At 72.5% G+C, this 22,988-nt stretch carries 18 protein-coding genes; 10 read left to right on the forward strand and 8 right to left on the reverse strand.

Annotation, left to right across the window (positions count from 1 at the left end):
* Positions 1 to 47 precede the first annotated feature (47 nt).
* Positions 48 to 1,574 (reverse strand): ABC transporter substrate-binding protein, encoded by a 1,527-nt coding sequence (locus ACIQPT_RS31340; protein ID WP_401160775.1) that lies wholly within the window; start codon positions 1,572 to 1,574, stop codon positions 48 to 50.
* A 236-nt stretch (positions 1,575 to 1,810) separates the two neighbouring features.
* Here ACIQPT_RS31340 and ACIQPT_RS31345 point away from each other — a divergent pair, with 236 nt between their 5' ends.
* Positions 1,811 to 2,512 (forward strand): TetR/AcrR family transcriptional regulator, encoded by a 702-nt coding sequence (locus ACIQPT_RS31345; RefSeq protein WP_401160777.1) that lies wholly within the window; start codon positions 1,811 to 1,813, stop codon positions 2,510 to 2,512.
* Here the strand turns inward: ACIQPT_RS31345 and ACIQPT_RS31350 are convergent.
* Complete coding sequence (locus ACIQPT_RS31350; RefSeq protein WP_401160779.1) at positions 2,502 to 3,410, reverse strand: SGNH/GDSL hydrolase family protein; 909 nt, start codon at positions 3,408 to 3,410, stop codon at positions 2,502 to 2,504. The two genes, ACIQPT_RS31345 and ACIQPT_RS31350, sit on opposite strands and share 11 nt — an antisense overlap.
* A 352-nt stretch (positions 3,411 to 3,762) precedes the next feature.
* On the opposite strand from ACIQPT_RS31350, the gene ACIQPT_RS31355 reads away from it, so the two are divergent.
* Positions 3,763 to 6,132 (forward strand): glycoside hydrolase family 3 C-terminal domain-containing protein, encoded by a 2,370-nt coding sequence (locus tag ACIQPT_RS31355; protein WP_401160781.1) that lies wholly within the window; start codon positions 3,763 to 3,765, stop codon positions 6,130 to 6,132.
* An 84-nt stretch (positions 6,133 to 6,216) separates the two neighbouring features.
* Here the strand turns inward: ACIQPT_RS31355 and ACIQPT_RS31360 are convergent, their stop codons facing one another.
* On the reverse strand, positions 6,217 to 6,816 hold the full coding sequence (locus tag ACIQPT_RS31360) for a TetR/AcrR family transcriptional regulator (protein WP_401160782.1): 600 nt from the start codon (positions 6,814 to 6,816) through the stop codon (positions 6,217 to 6,219).
* Positions 6,817 to 6,826: 10 nt separating this feature from the next.
* A complete protein-coding gene (locus ACIQPT_RS31365; protein WP_401160784.1) occupies positions 6,827 to 8,095 on the reverse strand; it encodes a glycoside hydrolase family 1 protein in 1,269 nt (422 codons plus the stop codon).
* 313 nt (positions 8,096 to 8,408) lie between these two features.
* Here ACIQPT_RS31365 and ACIQPT_RS31370 point away from each other — a divergent pair, with 313 nt between their 5' ends.
* Positions 8,409 to 10,034 carry a family 20 glycosylhydrolase gene (locus tag ACIQPT_RS31370; RefSeq protein ID WP_401160786.1) on the forward strand — a complete coding sequence of 542 codons (1,626 nt, stop codon included), beginning with the start codon at positions 8,409 to 8,411 and terminating at the stop codon, positions 10,032 to 10,034.
* Positions 10,035 to 10,088: 54 nt separating this feature from the next.
* Here ACIQPT_RS31370 and ACIQPT_RS31375 read toward each other — a convergent pair whose 3' ends face one another.
* Entirely contained in the window at positions 10,089 to 10,832 is a 744-nt protein-coding gene (locus ACIQPT_RS31375) for a transporter substrate-binding domain-containing protein (RefSeq protein ID WP_401160787.1), read from the reverse strand.
* 76 nt (positions 10,833 to 10,908) lie between these two features.
* Positions 10,909 to 11,421 (reverse strand): DinB family protein, encoded by a 513-nt coding sequence (locus ACIQPT_RS31380; protein ID WP_401160789.1) that lies wholly within the window; start codon positions 11,419 to 11,421, stop codon positions 10,909 to 10,911.
* Between the two features lie 106 nt (positions 11,422 to 11,527).
* Here ACIQPT_RS31380 and aac(3) point away from each other — a divergent pair, with 106 nt between their 5' ends.
* Positions 11,528 to 12,382: an aminoglycoside 3-N-acetyltransferase gene (gene aac(3), locus ACIQPT_RS31385; protein WP_401160791.1), complete on the forward strand. Its 855-nt coding sequence runs from the start codon at positions 11,528 to 11,530 to the stop codon at positions 12,380 to 12,382.
* Positions 12,383 to 12,403: 21 nt separating this feature from the next.
* On the opposite strand, the gene ACIQPT_RS31390 is transcribed toward aac(3), so the two are convergent.
* Positions 12,404 to 14,824 carry a polysaccharide lyase 8 family protein gene (locus ACIQPT_RS31390; protein WP_401160792.1) on the reverse strand — a complete coding sequence of 807 codons (2,421 nt, stop codon included), beginning with the start codon at positions 14,822 to 14,824 and terminating at the stop codon, positions 12,404 to 12,406.
* 316 nt (positions 14,825 to 15,140) lie between these two features.
* On the opposite strand from ACIQPT_RS31390, the gene ACIQPT_RS31395 reads away from it, so the two are divergent.
* The 6 genes from ACIQPT_RS31395 to ACIQPT_RS31420 all read left to right on the forward strand — a co-directional run bounded on the left by ACIQPT_RS31395 (position 15,141) and on the right by ACIQPT_RS31420 (position 21,782).
* The gene (locus tag ACIQPT_RS31395) at positions 15,141 to 16,295 is read left to right on the forward strand and encodes a substrate-binding domain-containing protein (RefSeq protein WP_401160793.1); all 1,155 of its coding nucleotides are present in this window, start codon (positions 15,141 to 15,143) and stop codon (positions 16,293 to 16,295) included.
* Between the two features lie 243 nt (positions 16,296 to 16,538).
* Positions 16,539 to 17,843 carry an ABC transporter substrate-binding protein gene (locus tag ACIQPT_RS31400; RefSeq protein WP_401160795.1) on the forward strand — a complete coding sequence of 435 codons (1,305 nt, stop codon included), beginning with the start codon at positions 16,539 to 16,541 and terminating at the stop codon, positions 17,841 to 17,843.
* Between the two features lie 81 nt (positions 17,844 to 17,924).
* The gene (locus tag ACIQPT_RS31405) at positions 17,925 to 18,866 is read left to right on the forward strand and encodes a carbohydrate ABC transporter permease (protein ID WP_401160797.1); all 942 of its coding nucleotides are present in this window, start codon (positions 17,925 to 17,927) and stop codon (positions 18,864 to 18,866) included.
* The gene (locus tag ACIQPT_RS31410; protein WP_401160799.1) at positions 18,863 to 19,801 is read left to right on the forward strand and encodes a carbohydrate ABC transporter permease; all 939 of its coding nucleotides are present in this window, start codon (positions 18,863 to 18,865) and stop codon (positions 19,799 to 19,801) included. The genes ACIQPT_RS31405 and ACIQPT_RS31410 overlap by 4 nt, the downstream gene beginning before the upstream one ends.
* A complete protein-coding gene (locus tag ACIQPT_RS31415) occupies positions 19,798 to 20,835 on the forward strand; it encodes a hydroxyacid dehydrogenase (protein ID WP_401160801.1) in 1,038 nt (345 codons plus the stop codon). Before ACIQPT_RS31410 ends, ACIQPT_RS31415 begins: the two co-directional genes overlap by 4 nt.
* Positions 20,836 to 20,879: 44 nt before the next feature.
* Positions 20,880 to 21,782 (forward strand): alkaline phosphatase family protein, encoded by a 903-nt coding sequence (locus ACIQPT_RS31420; protein ID WP_401160803.1) that lies wholly within the window; start codon positions 20,880 to 20,882, stop codon positions 21,780 to 21,782.
* 296 nt (positions 21,783 to 22,078) lie between these two features.
* Here the strand turns inward: ACIQPT_RS31420 and ACIQPT_RS31425 are convergent, their stop codons facing one another.
* Positions 22,079 to 22,948, reverse strand: a complete 870-nt coding sequence (locus ACIQPT_RS31425; protein ID WP_401160805.1) for a ketose-bisphosphate aldolase — start codon at positions 22,946 to 22,948, stop codon at positions 22,079 to 22,081.
* Positions 22,949 to 22,988 lie beyond the last annotated feature (40 nt).

Raw genomic sequence — 22,988 nt, forward strand, 5'->3', positions numbered from 1 at the left:
GGGCACTCTGGATCCGGATCTGTCGGGCACTCGGGATCCGGGCGGGCTCAGCCGGCGGGGGCGTAGTTGTAGATCGAGGGGACGGCCATGCCGGACTGCGGGGTGATCCTCACCGTGCCGTCCGAGACGTGCAGATACGACATCCGGTAGAAGGGGAGGAACCAGCCGTCCTCGACGAGGTGGCGGTTGAGCTCCCGTGCCGCCTGCTTCGCCTCGTCGCCGGAGCCGCCGCGGATGCGCGGGATCAGCTTCTGGACCGTGGCGTCGGTCGTGCCGAACATGTTGAACGCGCCGGGTGTGACCAGCTCGTTGACGACGATCCAGTCGGACGAGGCCTGGCCCATGTTCATGACCATGCCGGAGTAGGCGCGGTCGGTGAACACCTTCTGGACCGCCGAGCCCCCGTCGAGGTCGTCCCACGTCAGCGTGACCCCGACGGCCTTGAAGTCGGTGGCGAGCGACGCGGCGAGGGCGTCGTTGACGATCGCGGAGATCCGGGGCAGCTTGATCGTGAACCCCTTGGGGTAACCCGCCGCCTTCAGCAGCCCCTTGGCCTTCGCGGGGTCGTGCGTGTAGTACGCGTCCAGCTTCGCTTCGTAGCCCTCGGTGTCCGGCCCGAAGACCTGGCCGGTGGCGGCGCCGCGGTTCTGCCGGATGGTGGCGAGCATGGTCTTCCGGTCGACCGCGTGGTTGAGGGCCTGACGTACGCGAGGGTCCTTGAGCGCGGGGGTCAGCTTCCCGTCCCGGTCGAACAGCAGCAGCCCCTGGAAGTCGAACTCCTGCCGCGTCGTCTTCACCCGGGGGTCCGACTCGACGCTGATCTGCTGGTCGGCGTTCTGCAGCAGGGCCGCGTTCACCTGACCGGTGCGGATGCCGTTGACGATCGCCGTCTCGTTGTCGAAGAAGCTGATCGAGAGGTCCTTGTAGGGGAGTTCCTCGCCCCAGTAGCCGGTGTTGCGCTCGTAGACCCACTTGGTCCCGATGGTCGTCCTCGCCTTCACGAGGCGGTAGGGGCCAGTGCCGTCGGGCGTCGTCTTGAGGCTGTCGCCCTTGGCGAACGCGGCGGGGTTCGCCATCAGGCCGGCCGCGTCGCTCAGGTAGAGGAGCATCGCCGGGTCGGGCTCGGCCAGCTTCAGCGTGACGTGCGTGGCGTCGAGGACCTCCACCGACGTGAGGCCGTTCAGCCACTTCGCATCGGCGCCGCCGCCCTTCTTGAAGCGCTCCAGGTTCGCCTTGACCGCGGCCGCGTCGAACGCGGTCCCGTCGGCGAACGTCACGTCCTCGCGCAGGGTGAGGGCCAGCTCGGTGCCCCCGGCGTCATATGCCCACTTCGTGGCGAGCATCGGGCTGAAGGCGCCATCCGGTTCCCGCTTGAGCAGTGTGTCGTAGGCGGCCTGGAAGAACGGCAGGGAGCTGCCGACCGCCTGGGCGGGGTCGAGACTCTGCGGATAGCTCAGCGTCGCGATGCTCAGCTGCGATCCGGCGCCCCGCACACCCGTGTCCGCGCATCCGGCGAGGGTGAGGACGGCCGCCAGGGAGGCCGCCAGGGCTCCGTTCCGCGTGGTTCTGCTCATGGGGTTCGCTCCGTCTGGAGGGCCGGGGATGGGCATCCCGGGGAAGAGTGGCGGTGAGCCTACCTGCGGAATTAACCACTTGGTAGGTTTTTCTGCTGCGAAAATCAACCAGCTGGTAAGTTCTGTGGCGCGCTGTCCGGCGCGCTGTCCGGCGCGCTGCCCGCAGCCCTGTTCGGGGCTCTGCCCGGGGCTGTTGGCCGGCGGTCCGTACCCGACGAGCACAGGAGGCCGCCGCGTTGAGCGAGGGACCCGCGCACGCCACGTACCGCCCGGCCGATCGCGAGGCGCACCGGCCGTCGAAGGGGGAGCGCACCCGCGCCCGCATCCTCGACGCCGCGACCGAGCTGTTCTCCCGGTCCGGCTTCCACGCGGTCTCGCTGCGCGACATCGCCGCCCACGCCGGGCTGACCCACGCCGGACTGCTGCACCACTTCCCGGGCAAGGAGTCCCTGCTCATCGAGGTGCTGGAGCGGCGCGACCTGATCGACGCCCGGGAGCTGTTCCCCGGCATCGTCGAGCCCGGCGCCCCCGCCCCGGACCCGGGCGACCGGCTGCGCCTGCTGGTCGCGGTGGTGGCCCGGAACAGCCGTACGCCCGGTCTCGTCGCGCTGTACGCGAAGCTGTCCGCCGAGGCCACCGACCCGGCCCACCCCGCGCACCGGTACTTCACGCGCCGCTACCGGCTGCTGCGGGCGGAGCTGACCGAACTCGTCCGGGCGTTCCAGGACGAGTCCGGACGCCACGGCGACGTGGATCCGGCCGTGGCGGCGGGTCAGCTGCTGGCACTGATGGACGGCCTCCAGACCCAGTGGCTGCTGGAGCCCGGTGCGGTGCCGATGGAGGCGCTGGTGCGTGACTTCCTGGACCGCCTCGGACTGCTGCCGGCCGACGGTACGGAGAGGAGCGGCGGGGCGGCGGGGCCCGGCGTCAGCGGGTGAGCGTCGCGAGTGCCGCATCGGCCGTACTCCGGTGTCCGGCGGCGTTCGGGTGGAACCCGGCCGCCTCCGTGGTCTGTTCGGGCTCGATCCAGCGCACGCCCTGCGGTTTGCACGCGTCGTGGCCGACCGAGGGCGCGTACGCGTCGACATAGGTGTCGCGTCCGGCTCCGGCCTGCTGGGCCAGCATCGAGTTGAGCTGCTTCTGCTTGTCCCGGAACCAGGCGAAGTCGCCCTCGGCGAGCGGGACCGCGGCCCGGCAGGACGTGCCGTCGTCGGGGACGATCGCCGGGTAACCCACGACCAGGACCCGGGCCTTCGGCGACCGTCCGTGGATCTCGGCGAGCACCGCCGCCACCTTCGGCGCGGTGGCGTCGATCCGGGCGCCGATCTCGTCGGTCCCCAGAAGCGTGTAACTCCGTTTGCACGGTGCGCCGAGGGGCGCGAGCTTCCCGAGCAGGACGCACCGGGTGAGGACGCCCGCCAGGTCGAGGTCGTTGCCGCCGATGCCGAGGGTGACCAGTGTCGTGTCCGGCCGCAGGGCGTCGAGCTGGGGAGCCGCCGCACCCTGAGGAGCGGTCATGTGACCGGTGTCGGCCCCCGCACAGGTGGCGTCGGTGAACGTGGCGGCCGCGAGCGAGGCCGCCACGAGGGCCGGGTAGTTCCGCGAGGAGCGCCCGCACGCCTCGTCCGTCTGCTCGGGGATGCCCGCCCCCGAGCTGAAGGAGTCGCCGAGCGCCACGTAGTCGACCGGGCCGCCGCTGTGCGCCGGGGCGGGCGGCGGAGCCGCGGTGGCCGTGGTGCCGGAGAGCAGGGCGGTGGCGCTCGCCAGGGCCAGGGCCACGGTGAGGGGGCGGTGGCGGGCGGGAGCGGATGCGGAGCGCCTGCTGGGAGGGGGCATGGCCAGTCCTCGTCTCGTCGGCGGATGAGCTGGGTGAGCTGGATGAGCAGGGGGAAAGCGGTGGAACGCACGGCACTCGGGGCCCGGTCGCCACGGTGATGGGGATCGGTTCGGACCGGCACGACCGGATCGACCGGAGAGCGAAAACCGTACGATGAACGGTTTCTGATCGTCAAGGGATCGCGCACCACTCGTTCCGGCCGCGTCGGCGAGTGGTGGGTGTGGGGCGCGAGGGTGGGGGTGTCGGGGCCGGCGGGCCCCTTGACACCCAAAACCGATCAACTTACGGTTTTTGCGTCGTGGCGGCCTTCCCGGCTCGCCCGCCCCACCACCGATCCGACAGGTGCGCCGAATGACGAACGATCAGACCTCACCGCCCCCGGCCGGGGAACCGTCCTCCCCCCGGCCGACCCTCGCCGAGAAGGCGTCCCTGACCAGCGGTGACGGGGACTTCGTCACCACGGCCCTCGTCCGGGTGGGCGTCCCCGCCGTCACCCTCTCCGACGGGCCCCACGGGCTGCGCCTGCCGAAGGAGGCGGGCGACGGCGGACAGGTCGACCTGCACAGCGCGGCACCCGCCACCTGCTACCCGCCCGCCGTGGCGTTCGGCAGCGGCTGGGACCCGGAACTCGCCCACCGCGTCGCCGGAGCACTCGCCGACGAGGCCACCGCCCACGGCATCCGCGTCCTGCTCGGTCCGGGCATCAACATCAAGCGGTCCCCGCTGTGCGGCCGCAACTTCGAGTACTTCTCCGAGGACCCGCTGCTCACCGCCGAGCTCGGCGGCGCCATGGTCCGCGGACTCCAGGAGTCGGGTGTCGGCGCGGCCCTCAAGCACTACGCGGCCAACAACCAGGAGACCGACCGGATGCGGGTCAGCGCCGACATCGACGAACGCCCGCTGCGCGAGATCTACCTCCGCGCCTTCGAACGCATCGTCCGCCGCGACCGGCCCTGGTCCGTCATGTCCTCCTACAACGCGGTCAACGGCGTCACCCTCTCGGAGAACACCCGTCTGCTCACCGGCATCCTGCGCACCGAGTGGGGCTTCGACGGCATCGTGATGTCCGACTGGGGAGCCGTACGCGACCGGGTCGCCGCCCTCCGCGCCGGCCTCGACCTCCAGATGCCCGGCACCCAGGGGCGTACCGACCGTGAGGTCATCGCCGCGGTCACCGACGGATCCCTCGACGAAGCCGTGCTGGACACCTCCGTGGAACGCCTCGTCCGCTTCGCCCGGCGCACCGCCGACGCGGACCGCCCCGAACCCCGGATGTCCGTCGAGGACCACCACCGCCTCGCCGGACAGGCCGCCGAACGGTGCGTCGTCCTCCTCAAGAACGACGACGGCCTGCTGCCGCTGGACCCGGCCGCCGGAAGCGTCGCGGTCATCGGCGAACTCGCCCGTACACCTCGCTATCAGGGCGCCGGAAGCTCCCAGGTCACGCCCACCCGGCTCGACACACCCCTGGAGGCACTGCGCGCCCACGCCGACGGGGCCCGGGTCGACTTCGCCCCCGGCTACACCCTCCCGGGCGCCGGACCGGCGGGGGACGGGGCCGGGGGAGAGGAGGCGGAGGAGGCGCTGGAGGGGGACGCCTCGCTCGCCGGGACGGCGGTCCGGCTCGCCGCCGCCTCCGACACCGTCCTGCTCTTCCTCGGCCTCTCCGTCCACGACGAGTCCGAGGGCTTCGACCGGGACCACATCGACCTGCCCGAGGCCCAACTGCGGCTGCTCGACGCCGTCGTGGCGGCCAACCCGCGCGTCGCCGTCGTCCTGTCCAACGGGGGAGTGGTCCGCACCGACCCCTGGCACCGCACCGTGCCCGCAGTCGTCGAGGGCTGGCTGCTCGGTCAGGCGGGCGGCGGCGCACTGGCCCGGGTGCTGTTCGGCCAGGTCAACCCCTCCGGCAAGCTCGCCGAGACGGTCCCGCTGCGCCTGGAGGACTCGCCCAGCCACCTGTCGTTCCCCGGCGAGGAAGGCCATGTCCGTTACGGCGAGGGCGTTTTCGTCGGGTACCGGGGATACGACGCCGCCGCCCGCGAGGTCGCCTTCCCCTTCGGCCACGGGCTGTCGTACACCACGTTCGCGTACAGCGGGCTGCGCGTCACCCCGGACGAGGACGGGGCCCGCTTCGCGGTGGCCCTCACCGTCGCCAACACCGGGACGCGCGCCGGGCGGGAAGTCGTCCAGGTCTACAGCACCGGCCCCGCCGGCTCCCCGGTCGCCCGCCCCCCGAGGGAACTGCGCGGCTTCACGTCCGTGACCCTCGCGCCCGGCGAGAGCCGCGAGGTCGTCGTCCACGTCTCCCGCGACGACCTCGCCCACTACAGCGAGCGGGAGGGTGGCCGGCGCGTCGAGGGCGGCGACTGGGGCATCGAGGCCGGAGCCTCCTCCCGTGACATCCGGCAGTCCGCCGTGCTCCCGGTGCAGGGCGACCCCTCCCACCTCACCCTCAGCGGCCGCAACACCGTCGCCGAGTGGCTGGCCCACCCGGCCGGCGGTCCCCTGCTGATGAAGGCCTTCGCCGAGGGGCGTGCCGCCACCGGAGGGGGGCCGGGCGCGATGGAGAATCCGGCGATCCGCCGCTTCCTCGCCGGGACGCCGCTCGACGTGATCGCCGAGTTCCCCCAGAGCCCCGTCCGGCCCGAGGACGTCGTGGCCCTGGCCGAGCGGGCGGCGGAGCGGACCACGGACTCAGGGGCGCGGCAGCGGGGGTGACGGGGCGTTCGCCTGTGAGACCGCAGACGGGCGCGTACGGCGGGGAGACCGCCGTACGCGCCCGTCGGCGCGCGTGCCGGGCGGTCAGTCCTCCGTGCGGTCCGCCCCGCTCCCCGGTTCGAGGGAGAGCAGCCGCATGATGTCGTCGATCGGCTGCTCCATGTCCGTCGACCGGTCGATCAGCCACTGCAACTGGATGCCGTCGGCCACCGCGAGCAGGAGGACCGCCAGCCGTTCGGCGGGGATCCGCGTCGTCATCCGGCCCTCGTCCATCCGCTCACGCAGATACGCGGCGACGCGCTCGCGCAGCACCGGGTAGCGCTCCGCGAAGTGCGCGTGCGCCGGGTGCTCCGGATCGCCGGCCGCCGCCGCCATCGAGACGAACAGCTCCACCAGGCCCGGTGTCTTCGCGCTCTCCCGGATGATCTCGCGGTAGCTCTCCGGGCTGGAGCGCTCGCTCTGCCGCACCCGCGCCGTCTCGTCACGCATCCGGAGCACCTGGGTGAGCAGGTCCTCCTTGGAGCTGAAGTAGTGCATCAGACCGGGCAGGCTGAGACTGCACTTGGCGGCCACCTTGCGCAGCGACGTGCCGCGGTATCCCTCGGCGGCGAAGATCTCCAGTGCCGCCTGCAGGATCTCCGTGCGCTTCGCCTCGCCCTTTTCGTACGGGCCCCGTTTTGCCATGCCCGGAAGCCTAACCGGCGCTGCGGACACCGGCGGGCACGGCCGCCGGAGCCCCGTCCGGGATCTCCCCGGCCCGGGCCAGCGCACCGAGCCAGCGGGCGGAGGGCTTGGGCGTCCGGGCGAAGGTGCGGGGATCGACCGCGATGAGCCCGAAGGTCGGCCGGTAGGACCCCCACTCGTAGTTGTCCAGGGCGCTCCAGTGCAGATACCCGCGTACGTCGATCCCGTCGCGCAGGGCCGAGGCCAGGCTCGCCAGCGCCTCCGTCGTGTACGCGACGCGCCGCTCGTCGTCCCCGGTCGCGATGCCGTTCTCGGTGACCAGTACGGGAACGTGCGGGCCGACCACGGCGGCGGTGTGCCTGATCGCGAGGCCCAGCGCCTCGGGGTAGTACTCCCAGCCGGTCAGCGTGGTCTCGGCGCCCGGCTCCACCGGCAGCGGGCCGTCCGGGCCGATCCGGTGCCGGGTGTAGGCCTGGACGCCGATCCAGTCGTCCTCGCGGGCGGCCTCCAGGAACACGTCCTCCCGGGGGTGCGCGTGCGCCTCGGCGACCTCGGCCGCACCGGGTTCGGCCCGGTAGACCTGGTTGGCGACGGTCCACCCCACCCGGAGCCCCGGGTCGGCCGCCTTCAGCACCTCGTACGCCGCCCGGTGGGCCCGGATCAGGGATTGGGTGACCTCCGCGTCGGGCTCCACCGTGCTCGGGTCGAAAGCGGCGGCCCCGGACCCGGTCTGCTCCCCGGAGTTCAGCCGCCGGATCATCGTGTGCATCAGCGCGATCATGTTCGGCTCGTTGATCGTGGCCACATGCCGTACGCCCGCCGAGAGGATCTCCGCGGCGACGGAGGCGTACGCGGCGAAGAGGCCGGCCGCCTCGGGCGACGCCCAGCCGCCGCGTGCGCTGAACCACTGCGGGGAGGTGAAGTGATGCAGCGTCACCACCGGCGTCAGGCCGCGCTCCAGGGCTCCGAGGACCATGGCGCGGTAGTGCGCGACCGCCGCCCGTGAGACATGGCCCCGCTCGGGCTCGATACGGGCCCACTCGACGCTGAACCGGTAGGCGTTGAAACCGAGTTCACGCAGCAGGTCCATGTCCTCGGGCCAGCGGTGGAAGCTGTCGGCCGCGTCCCCGCTGCGCTCGGCGACGAAGGTGCCGGGCCGGTTCTCGACGGCCCACCAGTCGCTGCCGACGTTGTTCCCCTCGACCTGGTGGGCGGAGGTGGAGGCGCCCAGGAGGAAGCCCTCCGGCAGGGTGAGTCGGGGGCCGGTCGGGGGTGTCATGGAGGAGCTCCTTCCGCCGAGGAGCGCACGAGGGCGGACGGCCGCCGAAGCGCTCCACGAAAAGCGTTCATTGATCGGTTTTCGTGTTAGCGTACAGGTGCATCCGGCCCGGCAGGAAGAGGCGGCAGCCCCCGAGGCCCGCCGGAACCCACCGCTCCGGGAGGCCCGGCTCCGACCTGACGAGGACCCGGGCCTCCCGGTCGGCCGGGCACCGGGGCGCGGCCGACCGCACGGGCCGGGAACCCAGGGCCCGGCCCTCCGCACAGGCCGGGAACCCGGCCCCGTACCGGCACAGCAGCCCGTGGAGGAGACCATGAACGCCGTCATTCCCCAGCCCCGGCAGACGACCAGGAACGCCGCGACCGCAGGCCCGAGCACCAGGGGCGCCTGGCGGGTCGAGCCGGCCGACGCGGGCCTGAAGAGCCTCGCCGCCACGGTCCACGCCCTGCTGGTACCCCACCTCGGCGACCGCCTCCAGCCGCTGGGGGCCGGGCCCGACCCGGACGCCGCCACCCTCGTACTCGCCCTCGACGACGAGGCGGTCCCGGACGCCCGCACCCCCGTGGGCATCCCTCCGGCCGGGGGAACCGCCCCCGTCGACGAGTCCCACCGCCTGACGGTCGGCCCTTTCGGCATCACCTGCCGGGCCGCCACGCCCACCGGAGTGTTCCGCGCCGCCACCACGGCGCTCCATCTGCTCGCCACCTCGGGCGACCACGTGCCCGCCCAGGAACTGACCGACGCCCCGCACCACGCCTGGCGCGGACTCCTCGTCGACCCCGCCCGCGGCCACCTCACCCCCGGCGAACTGCGCACCGTCATCGACCTCGCCGCGCTCTACAAGCTGAACGTCCTCCATCTGCATCTGACCGACAACGAGGGCTGGCGCCTGGAGATCCCCGGCGTCCCCGAGCTCACGGCCCCCGCCCCGGACGGCACGTCACGCGCCTTCTACACCGCCGACGACTACCGCGCACTCCAGGCCTACGCCGCCGAACGCTTCGTCACCGTCGTCCCCGAGATCGACCTCCCCGGCCACTGCGCCACCCTCCGCGAGGCCCTGCCCGGACTCCCGGCCGCCCCCGCACCCGAGGGACTGACCGGCCGCTACCCGTTCGTCCCGCCGCTGGACCTCACGGACCCGGAGACCGGGAAGACCGTCGCCACGATCCTCGCGGACGTGTGCCGGCTGACCGACGGCCCCTTCGTCCACATCGGCGGCGACGAGGCGGTCGGCGTGACCGAGGAGAGCTTCGCCCGGTCGATCCGCGAACTGCGCGCACGGGTAAGGGAATCGGGCAAGCGCCCGGTCGGCTGGCAGGAATCCTCCCGGGCCGGGATCGGACCCGAGGACATCGCCCAGTTCTGGGTCGACGTCCCGATGATGGACCTGCCCGACACCTCCGAGGAGCTGGCAGCCCGCCCCGAACTCCTCGCGGCGGGCCAGACCCCGGAGTTCATCGCGGCGCTCAAGTCCTTCTTCGCGCCCAGCGACCACGACCTCGCCCGGATCCTCGACGGCGGCGGCCGCGTCCTGCTCTCCCCGCAGTCCCACCTCTACCTGGACCGCTCCTACGCCCCGGAGATCGTCCCGCCCGCCCAGGCGTCCACCGCCGCCCGTCTGGGGTTCGCCACCTACCGCCCCCTCGGCGTCGAACACACCGCACGCTGGGACCCGGCCTCCCACGGCATCCCCGAGGATCAGGTCGCCGGGGTGGAGGCCACCGTCTTCGCCGAATCCGTGAAGTCCCTCGACGACGTGACGACCCTGCTGCTGCCCCGCCTGCCCTCCGTCGCCGCGGCGGCCTGGACCGGCCGCGCCCCGGACTGGGACGACCACCGCACCCGCCTCGCCCACCACGGCCGGCTCTGGGAACAGCGCGGTCTCGCCTACCTGGCGTCCACCGAGATCGCCTGGGCGGGGCAGGACCGGGGATGAAGTCATCCGGCCCGGGATCACGGGGGGTTCAACCGGCGGGTGCCCGGAGGAAGTTCACGCGGCGGGCGCCACGATCGCGCCCTCGACGCCGTGACGCTTCAGGGCGTCCGCGACGAAACCGCCCGCCTTCATCTCCTCCACGAACGACGCCAGCGACTCCCGCGCCGCCTCCCCGCGCCCGGACGGCACCCCCATCGCCTGCTGGATCACCATGAACCGCCCCGGCAGCACCCGCACGCCCCCGGCCCGCGCCGCCTCGGCCTCCAGCAACTGCCGGATCCCGGCCGCCACGTCGACCTCGCCCGACCGGAGGGCCGCGAGCGCGCGAGGGGCGCCCTCCAGCCGGACGATCTCGGCCCGGTGGATCTCACGGGTGAGGAAGAGGTCGTACGCCGACCCGGCCCCGACCGAGATCCGGGTGCCCTCGCGGTCCACCTGGCCGTTCTCCGAGACCGAGGACGGTTCCGGCACGAGATAGCTGCCCTCGATGAGGACATAGGGGGCGGTGAACCGCAGCCCCTCGCCCCGGGCGGGGTCGACCGCGAAGAATCCGATGTCCGCGCGCCCGGCCCGCACCGCGTCGACCGACAGCGCGGCCCTCTCGAAGGCCACCGGCTCGACGGGGACCCCGAGCCGCCGCCCGAACTCCCGCGCGAGGTCGACGGAGACCCCGGCCGGCTCGCCGCTCGCCGGATCCCGGTGGGCCAGGATCGGATTGCCCAGGTTGATCGAGGCACGCAGGGTGCCGCCGGGCGCGAACGCGGAGACGAGAGCGGGAGAGATCGGCTGCTGAGTCATGGAGCCGAGTCTACGAGCGCGCCCGCCGCCGTCGAAGGGCGTACGGGACCGGCGGGACCGGCCCCGGGCCGCGGTCTCACGCACCGACCGTCCCGTCCACCCCTTCCCGCAGCAGATCCGCGTGACCGTTGTGGCGCCCGTACTCCAGCAGGACGTGCACCATGACCATCCGCAGCGAGACGTCCTTCTCCCACCGAGGCTGATGCCCCACCAGGTCCAGCGAAGCCGCCTCCCGCTCGATCCGGCGCGAGGTCTCCACCTCCGCCTCCCAGGCGGCGAACGCCTCGGCCCGGGTCGAGGCGCTCGCGTCGTACGCCGCCTGGAAGTCGTAGAGCTTCTCCGACCACACCATCGGGGCGGCACCGTCCTCGAACACCCGCCGGAACCAGGTGCGTTCCACCTCCGCGAGGTGCCGCACCAGAGCCAGCAGCGACAAGGCCGACGGCGGCATCGACCGCTCGCGCAACTCCTCGTCGTTCAGCCCCGCGCACTTCATGGCCAGGGTCTCCCGGTGGTAGTCGAGGAAGGCCCGCAGCGTCTCCCGCTCGCTCCCCAGCAGAGGAGGCCCGACCCGGTCGTCGTTCGTCATGATGATGTTCCTCGGCTTTCCCGGTCCATGCGCCCGGCCGACAGTATGACCGGCCCGCGCCCGACCGGGCGGGCGGGTTTCCTCCGGGCCTCTAGGGTGGTGAGGCATGGACGAGACGGAACTGCTCCGACACTCCGGCGGCCCGGTGACCCGGGAACGGATCCGGGACGATCTGACCGGCCTCGGCCTCGCGCCGGGCGACACCGTGATGTTCCATACGCGACTGTCCGCGATCGGCTACGTCCCCGGCGGCCCCCGGACCGTCATCGACGCCCTGCTGGACGTGGTGGGACCCACCGGCACCCTGGTGGTCACCTGCGGCTGGAACGACGCCCCGCCCTACGACTTCACCACCTGGCCCCGTGCCTGGCAGGAGGCCCTGCGCGCCCACCACCCCGCGTACGACCCGGAACTGAGCGAGGCCGAGCACACCAACGGACGCCTTCCGGAAGCCCTGCGCCACCGGCCCGGGGCCGTACGCAGCCGTCACCCCGACGTGAGCATCGCGGCGCTCGGCGCCTCGGCCGCCGAGCTGGTGGACGCCCATCCCTGGGACGATCCGCACGGCCCCGGCAGCCCGCTGGCGCGCCTGGTGGCCCTCGGCGGCCGGGTGCTCCTCCTCGGCGCGCCCCTGGAGACGATGACGCTCCTGCACCACGCCGAGGCGCTCGCCCAGGCCCCCGGCAAACGGTTCGTGACGTACGAACAGCCCATCCGGGTGGCGGGCGAGCGGGTCTGGCGCACCTTCCGGGACATCGACTCCGAGCACGGCGCGTTCGACTACTCCCCGGTCGTGCCCGAGGGGCAGGACCCCTTCGCGGCGATCGTCGGGAGCATGCTCGCCGCCGGCATCGGGCGGGAGGGTTTCGTCGGGGCGGCCAGGAGTTGTCTGTTCGACGCCGGACCCGCGGTGGACTTCGGCGTCCGCTGGATCGAGGAGCACCTGAACCCACCGTCGTGAACTCCCGTCCGCCGACGCGGTTCAGGACAGCCGCACCTTGATCGTCTGCGTCGCCCCGCGCGTCCCGGACAGATCGCCGAAGACGAGGCGCAACGACGCCCCCGCGGTCGCCGACGTCACCGTCGCCGGCTTCGACACGACCGAGGCGACGGCCCGGTTCCAGGTGAGGGTCAGGCTCGTCCGCATCCGCATCGGGTCGCTCACGCACACCGTCGCCGTCCCGTCGGCGTGCTCGGTGACCATCACGGAGCACGGTGCATCGGCCACCAGCGGCCCGACGCTCCCGCCGAACCAGAAGTTGACGGCGGTCAGCCCGAGCGAGTCCACCGCCACCCCCTGCTGATCATCCGTGTTGGCGAGCACCCGCAGCCAGCCGTTGTCCGCCGCCCGCGCCGCCGTGCGCTGTTCGGACGCGCCCGGCAGGAGCTGGTACGCGTACGTGGCGTCCGACGGGTCCTGGCCGTGGTCGAACCAGAGCGTGAGGTACTTCCGGGAGACCGGATCCGTGGAGCCCGCGGTGTTGATGTCGCGCCAGCTCCCCGTCCGGTTCTCCCGCAGCGCCTTCACGGTCGCCCCGCCGGGGAAGACGTAACCGCCGTGCCCGGCGAGATGCGCCCAGGACGCGTCGGTGAGCGTCGCCGACCACGGCAGCGTCAGGGGTTTGGCCGAGCCGTCGACGGTGAACGGGGCGTTGCCCGTCGGCCCGAGGTTGCGGTTGTCGACGGTGGTCTCCACAGCGGCGCCGTCGCGGCCGTGGATGCCCGCGCCCAGGCACACGACGGTGTCGTCGAGGAAGAACCACGACTTCTTCGCCATCAGCGTGCTGGACAGCCCCTTGAGGTACTGCCCCACCGTGGCGCGCTTCTTGTCGGTGACCCCGCCGACCCAGTTCACATCGGGGAGCGAAACACCCCAGTCGCCGCCCGCCCCGTCGGCGAGCACCTTGCGCGAGGCCGTGGTGCCGGGCAGCCGGTACGGATCGACGGTGGGCCAGAAGGCGTCGCTGTACTGGCCGTTGGCGAAGGTGTCGCCCCACCAGGAGAGCATCCCCGAACCGGTGTGCCAGCCGCGCAGATTCTCGCCGTTGCCGACCTCGTAATAGGTGATCCGCCGGTCGGCCATGCTCAGCGACGCCGCCCAGCCCGGGCGGCGGTGCGTGGCCCGCGCCATGTCGGGGAACAGCCGATGGCCGTCCGGCTCGGGGACCGGGGTGAGCGAGGTGTCGTCCAGGACGCTCTTGATCCGGGCCAGCGCGGTGAGGCCGAGCGAGGGATTGCTCAGCGGCGGGCTGTAGTAGTCGCGCTGCGCCCAGCCCTTGACGAGCGCCCGCCACCGCGCGTTCTCGGCGTCCGACGCGCCGCGCCCGAGCAGCACGATGGAGGCGAGGATCGGGTGCCCGCGCCGGTGGTCGTCGACCTCGCCCCGGCTGATGGCGCGCCCCGCGACGGAATCCATCACGAGGCCGTTGAAGAGGAACGGGGCCCAGGCGTTCTCCACCGCGTCGAACACCACCTGCCGCTTCGGGTCGGCGACCTCCCATGTGGTCCCCTTCAGCAGCGCGAACAGCAGCCCGAGCCCGCCGAGCATCACCGATCCGTAGCTGCCGGTGTACGGCACGGTGGTGTGCTGGATGAACGAGCCGTCGGCGTACAGCCCATCACCCTTGTCCACCAGCGGGAAGACGGGGGAGAGGGCGTCCCGGGCCAGCGCGATCTTCGCCGCGTTCGCTCCGACGACCCCGCGCAGCGCCAGCACCCGGCACAGGTCGACCCGGTTCGCCCCGGTGCTGGTCCCGGTGTACGAGGCAACGGCGGAGTCCGGTACGAAATGGTCGACGGCGGCGCAGTAGCGCGTCAGCTGCTCCGGGGTGAGGGCGTCGTACATCAGCACGCACACGTCCAGCAGGGCCTGTGGCGCGCCGATCTGCCAGCTGTACCAGTTGCCGTATCGGGTCTGCCCGTCGTTGTAGACCTGGGTGTTGAGATGTTCCAGGCCGGTGAGCACCGCATCGCGCAGTCCGGTGTTCCCGGTCAGGCCGGTGCCCTGCTGGCGGTAGGCCTGGGCCATGGTGTTCAGCCGGGTGAAACTGTCGGCCATCAGCCCCGAGAGAACGTACGACTCAGGGTCCGTGTCCGGGTCCGGATCCGCGAACACGGCGTCGGGCCAGAGCGAGCCCTGTGCCGGGGCCATGGAATCCAGCCACTGCGAGGCCTTCGCGCCGAGGTCGGCCAGCCGGCTCCTGAAGGGTTCGGCGGTCGGGCTGAACCCCTCGCCGAGGATCAGCGCACTCCAGGTGGCGCGGAGCGCGGCGTACGGATCGTCCTCGGCGGCGGCGACTGCCGTGGCCGCGCCGGGCGCGGCGAGCGTCAGTGCGCCGCCACCCGCGGCGGTGAGCGCCGCGGAGGTGGCCAGGAAGGTACGGCGGGACCAGGCAGAAGTCATGGGAGAGCTCCGGGTCGGTGAGGTGTCTCCGGCGGGAACCCGGCGCGCGTGGGGCGCTGAACTGAACCCGGGATCCGACTGTTCTGAGCGGGCGGGCACTTTCTAGCAGCCGCCGGACGACTCGCTCAATGACTTTGGCCGAATTGATCGTATCGATCGTTTCTTGGGGCGTGTATGACGCTGCCGGGTGCGAACCGGCGCGCGCCCGTCGCACCGGGGCAAAAACCTGCTCGGATCGTTTCGAGCGCATGTGATCGATATGGTTGGGGCAGGCCAGCCAGGCCCGGCCCAGCTGTCTCCGAGCCCAGGGGGATCCATGCGACTGCACGTCGATCAGCGCCACGAGCGGGTGCTCGAACTCGTCCGCGAGCGCGGCAGCCTGCGCGTCGCCGAACTGGCCGAGGAGCTCGGCATGTCCGCCGTCACCCTGCGCCGGGACGTCGAGGCCCTGGCCGCCCAGGGGCTGGTGGATCGGCTGCACGGCGCGGTGGTGTGGCCCGCCGGGCAGTCCCGGCCCGCACCCGCCGCCGCGCCCCCCGCCGAAGGGCTGGTGGTGGGCATGGTGGTGCCGACCACCGAGTACTACTACGCGGATGTCGTGCGCGGCGCCCGGCGGACGGTCGAGGCGGCGGGCGCCCGGCTGACGATCGGGCTCTCCCGCTACCTCCCCGACGAGGACGCCGCCCAGACCCGCCGGCTGCTGTCCACCGGCGCCGACGGGCTCCTGCTCACGCCGAGCTGGGAGCGCGGCTGCCCGGAGCAGGGCGAAGGGCTGTGGACGGTCGAGCAGGAGACCCCGGTCGTCCTGGTGGAACGCTCGGCGCCCCTCGGCCATCCGGCGGCGCGCCTGGACCGGGTGCGCTCGGACCATGCGCACGGCGCCGCCGAAGCGGTGGCGCACCTGGCCGGGCTCGGGCACCGGGCGATCGCGCTCGCCGTGCAGGACAGCCCGACCGCTCCCCGGCTCCGGGTCGGCTACCGGGCCGCCGTGGAGGCGCTGGGGCTGACCCCGGTGTCGGCCTCGCCGCTGGACGACGCCCCGTCGCGGTCGGAGGCCGATCGTTTCGAGCGGACGCTGGAGTATCTCTGCGAGGGCGTGGCGAGCGGTGACGTGACCGCCGCGATCGTGCACAGCGACGCGGACGCGATCGTCCTCATCCCCCGGCTCCAGGCCAGAGGAGTACGGGTGCCCGAGGACCTCGCGGTGATCGCGTACGACGACGAGGTCGCCTCGCTCGCCGATCTGCCGCTCACCGCCGTGGCCCCGGACAAACACGCCGTGGGGGCCGCCGCCGCCCGGCTCCTGCTGTCCCGTCTCGGCGTGGCCGAACCCGGCGCGACGGATGCGGGTCCTGGCGCGGGCGCAGGCGCAGGTGCGGCGGGCGGGGGTTCCGTCGCCCGCCGGCACCTGGACATCCTGCCCACGCTGCGGATCCGCGTCTCCTGCGGGGCGGCCGCTGCCGCCTCCTGACCCAGGACGAGCCACTGGCTCAGGAAGAGCGACGCCGCGAGCCGTGCCCCGGGCCAACAGGCCCCCAGGGCGCGGCTTTTCGCGTTCCCGGGCTTCGACGGGCCGCACGGACGCCCGGGCGAGTCACTCGTGATCGATTCGATTGATTTGGTCGTTTGCTCTTGACGGCGATCGGTTCTGCGCAAAATGATGTGTGCCGTTCACCTCATCTCCCGCAGTTCGAGGTCCCGTAGGAGCCGGCCCATGCCCTGTATCGCCCGCACGTCCCGCCTCGCCCTGGCGGCGTCCGCCGCTTCACTCGCCCTGCTCGTCACCGCCTGCGGCGGATCGGGATCGGACGCCTCGGGCCCCGGGGACGGCAAGCCCGTCACCCTCACCTTCTGGTCGGCCACCGCGGGCGCCAAGGAAACGGCCGACGCGTTCAACAAGGCGCACACCGACATCAAGGTGAAGTTCTCGATGGTCCCCGCGGGCCCCGAGGGCGTCACCAAGCTCTCCAACGCGGTCAAGGGCGGCAACGCCCCCGACGTGGCCACCATGGACTACTCCGCCCTGCCCGAGTACGCCAGCGAGGGCAACCTGGAGGACCTCACCCCCAGCTCCGGCGAGCTGGTGAAGAAGGAGTTCCCCGAAGCCGTCCAGTCCCTGGTCAACCTCGGCGGCTCCACCTGGGCGGTGCCGTTCGACGTCACCCCGATCCAGCTCTTCTACCGCAAGGACCTGTTCAAGAAGTACGGCGTCGAGGTGCCGACGACCTGGGCCGCGTACCGTACGGCCGCCGAGAAGATCCACAAGGGCGACCCCGGCGTCACCATCACCAACTTCGGCGGCGGCGACCCCGCCCTGCTCTCCGGTCTCGCCTGGCAGGCCGGCGCCCGGTGGTACGGCACCAGCGGCGACGCCTGGAAGGTGAACATCGACGACCCGGCCTCCCGCAAGGTCGCCGCCTACTGGGACGGCCTCCTCGCGGACGGTCTCGCCTCCAGGACCCCGCTCTGGGGCGAGGGCGAGAACAAGGAACGCGCCACCGGCAAGGTGGCCACCATCATCGGCGCCGCCTGGAGCGCCGGAAACTTCCCCGTCAGCTACCCCGACGCCAAGGGCAAGTGGGGCATAGCGCCCCTGCCCACCTGGGACGGCAAGCCGAGCACCGGCATGTACGGCGGAACCTCCTACATCGTGCCCAAGGGCAGCGAACACACCGAGGCCGCCGCCGAGTTCATCAAGTGGGTCACCACCGACCCCGAGGCCATGACCGCCCGCCTCAGCTCACTCAAGACCCCCAGCAGCGCCCTGCCCGCCAACGAGGGCATGCGCGCCGTGGCGGCCAAGCAGTTCGACAACTCCTACTTCGGCGACCAGGACGTCTACGCCGTGGCCGGTGAGGCCGCCGACACCATCGTGCCCGGCTGGACCTGGGGCCCGGTGCAGCAGCAGGTGACCTCGGCGCAGATGGCCGCGGGCGGCGACCACACGAAGATGCTGAACTCCGGCCAGGCGAAGGGCGAGAGCGCGGTCACCGACCGCGGTCTGAAGCTCGACAAGTAGCCGTACGGCCGCCTGGAGCACACCGTTCCGGGCGGCCCGTCTCCTCATCCCGTCCAGCCCATCCCGCCGAAGGAGCACCAGGTGGCAGCCCCACTCGCCCGGCCGGGCACGACCCCGGCACCCCCGGGCGGCCCCGGCACACGACGCGGACAGCGCCGGGCCCTCGCCCTGTTCACGGTGCCGTTCTTCGCGCTCTTCACCGCCGTGACCGTCCTGCCGATGATCTACGCGGCCTGGATGAGCCTCTACCGCGAGGAGTCCTCCGGCCTGGGCTTCGGCGGAACCGAGCGCGTCTTCGCCGGGTTCGGCAACTTCACCGAAGCCCTCGGCAACGAGGCGTTCCTCCGCTCGTTCGGCAACATCGCCCTCTACTGCGCGCTCTACATCCCCGCGATGGTCGGCGGCGCGCTCATCCTGGCCCTGCTCGTCGACTCGACCATGGCCCGGGCCCGGCGCTTCTTCCAGATCGCCTACTTCCTGCCGCACGCGGTGCCCGGCCTGATCGCCTCGCTGATCTGGCTCTACCTCTACACACCCGGCCTCAGCCCGGTCACCGAAGCCCTCGACGCCCTCGGCGCGAACTGGAACTTCTTCGGCCAGGACGAGGCGATCTTCTCGGTCGTCAACATCTCCGCCTGGCAGTGGACCGGCTACAACATGATCATCTTCTACGCCGGACTCCAGGCCGTGCCCCGCGAGGTCCTGGAAGCCGCGACCGTCGACGGAGCCGGAGCCCTGCGCACCGCCCTCCAGGTCAAGATCCCCATGATCCGGCCGACCGTCGTCCTGACCCTGCTCTTCACCTGCGTCGGCGCCATCCAGCTCTTCGACGCCCCCAAGCTCGTACAGCTCCGCGCCAACACCATGGGCGAGGACTGGTCGCCGACCATGTTCATCTACACCGCGGCCTTCAAGGGCCACGACTACGGCCTGGCCGCCGCGAGTTCCCTCCTGCTCGCCCTCTTCGCCGGCCTGCTGTCCTTCGTCGTCACCAAGCTCGGCAACCGGTGGAAGGCCTCATGAGCATCCAGACAGCCAACCGCGAAGCACCGGCCGCCACCACACGACCCGACCGGGCCGACCGCCGCACCACACCACGGCCGCCCGCATGCCGGGGCCGCACCGGAAGCCTCACCTCGCGCGTCATGGTGAACGGCGTGCTCGCCGTCGTCGCCGTCTACACCCTGATGCCGCTGACCTGGCTCCTCATCGCCTCCACCAAGAGCTACCGGGACCTGTTCGCCACCAACCCGTTCAGCCTCGGCGACTTCCGGTTCCTGGCCAATCTGACCGCCCTCCTCGAATACAACGACGGGGTGTTCGTCCGCTGGCTGCTCAACAGCCTCCTGTACACCGTCGTCGCCTCCGGGCTCTCCACCCTCATCTCGGTGGCCTGCGGCTACGCCTTCGACAAATACGCCTTCCGCGGCCGGGAGAAGTGGTTCGGGGTCGTCCTCGTCGGCGTCCTCATCCCCTCCACGGTCGTCCAGCTCCCGCTCTATCTGATGGCCTCCGAACTGGGCCTCGTCAACACCTACTGGGCCGTCCTCGTCCCCAGCCTCGTGAACCCGTTCGGCGTCTACCTCGCCCGCGTCTTCTCCGAGGGGTACGTGCCGGGCGAGGTCCTGGAAGCGGCCCGGATGGACGGGGCGGGCGAGGTGCGGACCTTCACGAAGGTCGCCCTGCCGATGCTCGCGCCCGGCTTCGTGACCATCTTCCTGTTCTCCTTCACCGCGAGCTGGAACAACTTCTACGGCGCGCTCATGATGCTCAACGACGACCAGCTCTACCCGGTCAACCTGGGCCTCTACATGTGGAACCAGAACGTCAACCAGCAGCCGGAGCTCTACCCGCTGGTCATCATCGGCTCGCTCGTCGCCGTCGTCCCCCTGATCGTCGCCTTCCTCTGCCTCCAGCGCTTCTGGCGCTCGGGCCTCACCGCAGGAGCCGTCAAGTGAGCCACCCCGCCACGCCCCAGCGGACCCGACCCCGCACCGTCCTGGCGATGAGCGGCGAGACCCGTGCGGCGATCCTGGCCCCCGAGGCCCTGGACCGGCTCGCCCGCGTCGCCGACCTGGTCCCCGGCCTCCTCGTCACCGACTTCGACGCCGACGACCCCGCCCAGCGCACCGGGCTCCACGAGGCCGAGGTCCTGTTCACCGGCTGGGGCTGCCCGCCGCTCGGCCCGGCCGCCCTGAGCGCCATGCCCCGGCTGCGCGCCGTCATCCACGCCGCCGGCTCCGTCAAGCACCACATCACCCAGGACGTCTGGGACCGCGGCATCACCGTCAGCACCGCCGCGACGGCCAACGCCTTCCCGGTCGCCGAATACACGGTCGCGGCGATCCTCTTCGCCAACAAGAACATCCTGGAGAGCGCCCGCGTCTACCGCGCGGCACGCACCCGGGTGAACCTCCTCGAACGGTTCCCCGCCGTCGGCAACTACCGCCGCACCGTGGGCATCGTCGGCGCCTCCCGCATCGGACGCCGCGTCGTCGAACTGCTGCGCCCCTACGATCTGCGCGTCCTGGTCCACGACCCGTACCTGGACGAAGCCGGCGCCCGGACCCTGGGCGTGGAACGGGTCGAACTCGACGCCCTGGCGGCCGAGAGCGACGTCGTGAGCATCCACGCCCCCGAACTCCCCGCGACCCGGCACCTGTTCGACGCCGGACGCCTCGCCCTGATGCGGGACGGGGCGACCCTCGTCAACACCGCGCGCGGCTCCCTGGTGGACACCGCAGCGCTGGTCAAGGAACTGGTCTCCGGACGGCTGCACGCCGTGCTCGACCACACCGAACCGGAAGTCCTGCCCGCCGACTCGCCCCTCTACGACCTGCCGAACGTGCTGCTCACCCCGCACATCGCCGGGTCCCAGGGCGGCGAACTCCACCGGCTCGCGGACGCCGCCGTCGACGAGCTCGAACGCTACGCGCACGGCCTGCCGTTCGCCCACGCCGTGGACCCCCGCACCCTGCACCAGCAGGCCTGACCCCGTACCCGTACACCCCTCGTACCCCTCCCGGGAGACCCGCCATGTCCCGTGCCCGCCGGGTGCTCGTCGTCGGCATCGACGGAGTGCGCCTCGACACCCTGAACCGCGTGCCCACCCCGCACCTCGACACGGTGGCCGACGCGGGCTTCCTGGCCCCGGTGGCCGTGGGGGAGGGCACGCCGACCATGTCCGGGCCGTGCTGGGCGACGATCCTCACGGGTGTGAGCGTCACCAAGCACGCCGTGTGGAGCAACGACTTCAGCGGCCACCGGCTGGGCGTCTTCCCGGACTTCACGACCCGCCTGGCCCGCCAGGACGGCCGCCGCACCTATGCGGCCGCCGCGTGGGAACCCCTGGTCACCGTCGCCGACGGCGGCCCGATGCTCCGCAGGCCCACGCGGCTCACCCACCACGCACCGGCCGCCGACACCCCCGCCGCCTGGGAGGAGGCCGACGCCTCGACCGTGCGCGACGCGGTGGGCGTCCTCACCCACGAGGACCCCGAGGCGTCCTTCGTCTACCTCGGCGCCCCCGACGAGACGGCCCACCACCTCGGCTGCGGCGACGCGTACGAGGCGTCGATCCGGGCGGCCGACCGCCGCCTGGGCGAGCTCCTGACGGCCGTGCGCTCACGCCCCTCGTACGAGGCCGAGGCCTGGACCGTCCTCGTCGTCACCGACCACGGACACCGCGACGAAGGCGGTCACGGCGGTGACAGCCCGGCCGAACGCACCGCGTGGCTGGCCTGCGCGGGCCCGGACATCACGGCCGGGGCCCGCCCCGCCCGCCCGGTCCGGCACGAGGACGTCGCCGCCCAGGTGTACGCGGCCCTGGACCGTACGCCCGACTCGCACTGGACGCTCGACGGCAGCCGGATACCCACCGTGCCGCGCGCGGTCCTCCTCGACAGGGACGGCGCCCTCGTCGACACCGAACCCCTCTGACCGGAGGCGGCACGCACCGTGGCGGCGGCCCTCGGCCATACCCCCACCGACGAGGAGGGGAGGGCGCCGGAGCCCTCGGCCGCGCCTGCGCCGACTCGGCCGCCCTTCTCGTACGACTGTGGCCGGAGACCGCCCGTCCGGAAGCTGCCGGGCCGGAAGTCGCTTCGCTCGCGACGGACTGCCCGCGGCGCTGGTGTCGGCCTTGCCGCGCCGGGTGCCGGCCGTGCCCTCGTCGGAGCCCATCACCTCCGCCCCCCCCGGACGTCAGGTCCGGGCGGATCTCACCTTCCTGCTCGTCACGCGGCGTGCGCCCTCCCCGAAGGCAGCAGCGAGATCATCCGGGCCACCGTGCGGGCCATCGCGTCCCGCCCGTCCGCCAGATAGCGGCGCGGGTCCACGCCCCGGTCGTCCTGGGCCAGCCGCTCCCGTATCGCTCCGGTCATCGCGATGTTGAGCGCGGTACCGATGTTGACCTTGCGGATCCCGCCCGCCACGGCGCGCGCCAGCTCCTCGTCGGAGGCGCCGGACGAACCGTGCAGCACCAGCGGGACCGGCACGGCCTCCCGCAGCCTGCCCAGCAGACCGTGGTCGATGACGGCGTCCCGCGAAGTCATGGCGTGCGAGGTGCCGACCGCCACCGCCAGCGCGTCGACCCCGGTGGCCGCCACGAACGACCGGGCCTCGTCGGGATCCGTACGGGCCCCGGGCGCATGGGCGTCGAGCGCCGGCTCCCCGTTCTTCCCGCCGACCTGCCCGAGCTCGGCCTCCAGCCACAGGCCCCGCTCGTGCGCCCATACGACGGCGGCGCGGGTGGCCGCCAGGTTCTCCGCGTACGGCAGCTTGGCGGCGTCGAACATCGCCGAACTGAAACCGCAGTCCGCCGCCCGGTGCAGCAGTTCGGTCGACTGCACATGGTCGAGGTGCAGGGACACGGGCACGGCGGCCTGGTCCGCCACCTCCGCCGCCGCGCGCGCGAGCGGACGGGGCCGGCCCCGGTGGTAGGCGACGGCGTTCTCGCTGATCTGCAGGATCACCGGCGACCCCGCGGCCTCCGCGCCCTCGGCGATGGCTTCCGCGTGTTCGAGGGTGATGACGTTGAACGCGGCGACCGCGCGCTGCCGCGCGGCGGCCTCGGCGATCAGATCGCCGGTGGCGGCGATGGGCATGGCGACTCCGGGATGAGGGACCGTCGGCGGGAGACGGGAG

This window comes from Streptomyces sp. NPDC091289 (assembly GCF_044757365.1).
Taxonomy (GTDB): Bacteria; Actinomycetota; Actinomycetes; order Streptomycetales; family Streptomycetaceae; genus Streptomyces.

Coding starts and splice junctions, on each gene's coding strand:
- ACIQPT_RS31355 (WP_401160781.1), top strand. CDS start 3,763: ATGACGAACGATCAGACCTCACCGCCCCCGGCCGGGGAACCGTCCTCC.
- ACIQPT_RS31350 (WP_401160779.1), bottom strand. CDS start 3,410: ATGCCCCCTCCCAGCAGGCGCTCCGCATCCGCTCCCGCCCGCCACCGC.
- ACIQPT_RS31400 (WP_401160795.1), top strand. CDS start 16,539: ATGCCCTGTATCGCCCGCACGTCCCGCCTCGCCCTGGCGGCGTCCGCC.
- ACIQPT_RS31395 (WP_401160793.1), top strand. CDS start 15,141: ATGCGACTGCACGTCGATCAGCGCCACGAGCGGGTGCTCGAACTCGTC.
- ACIQPT_RS31360 (WP_401160782.1), bottom strand. CDS start 6,816: ATGGCAAAACGGGGCCCGTACGAAAAGGGCGAGGCGAAGCGCACGGAG.
- ACIQPT_RS31380 (WP_401160789.1), bottom strand. CDS start 11,421: ATGACGAACGACGACCGGGTCGGGCCTCCTCTGCTGGGGAGCGAGCGG.
- ACIQPT_RS31390 (WP_401160792.1), bottom strand. CDS start 14,824: ATGACTTCTGCCTGGTCCCGCCGTACCTTCCTGGCCACCTCCGCGGCG.
- ACIQPT_RS31410 (WP_401160799.1), top strand. CDS start 18,863: ATGAGCATCCAGACAGCCAACCGCGAAGCACCGGCCGCCACCACACGA.
- ACIQPT_RS31420 (WP_401160803.1), top strand. CDS start 20,880: ATGTCCCGTGCCCGCCGGGTGCTCGTCGTCGGCATCGACGGAGTGCGC.
- ACIQPT_RS31365 (WP_401160784.1), bottom strand. CDS start 8,095: ATGACACCCCCGACCGGCCCCCGACTCACCCTGCCGGAGGGCTTCCTC.
- ACIQPT_RS31375 (WP_401160787.1), bottom strand. CDS start 10,832: ATGACTCAGCAGCCGATCTCTCCCGCTCTCGTCTCCGCGTTCGCGCCC.
- ACIQPT_RS31340 (WP_401160775.1), bottom strand. CDS start 1,574: ATGAGCAGAACCACGCGGAACGGAGCCCTGGCGGCCTCCCTGGCGGCC.
- ACIQPT_RS31370 (WP_401160786.1), top strand. CDS start 8,409: ATGAACGCCGTCATTCCCCAGCCCCGGCAGACGACCAGGAACGCCGCG.
- ACIQPT_RS31425 (WP_401160805.1), bottom strand. CDS start 22,948: ATGCCCATCGCCGCCACCGGCGATCTGATCGCCGAGGCCGCCGCGCGG.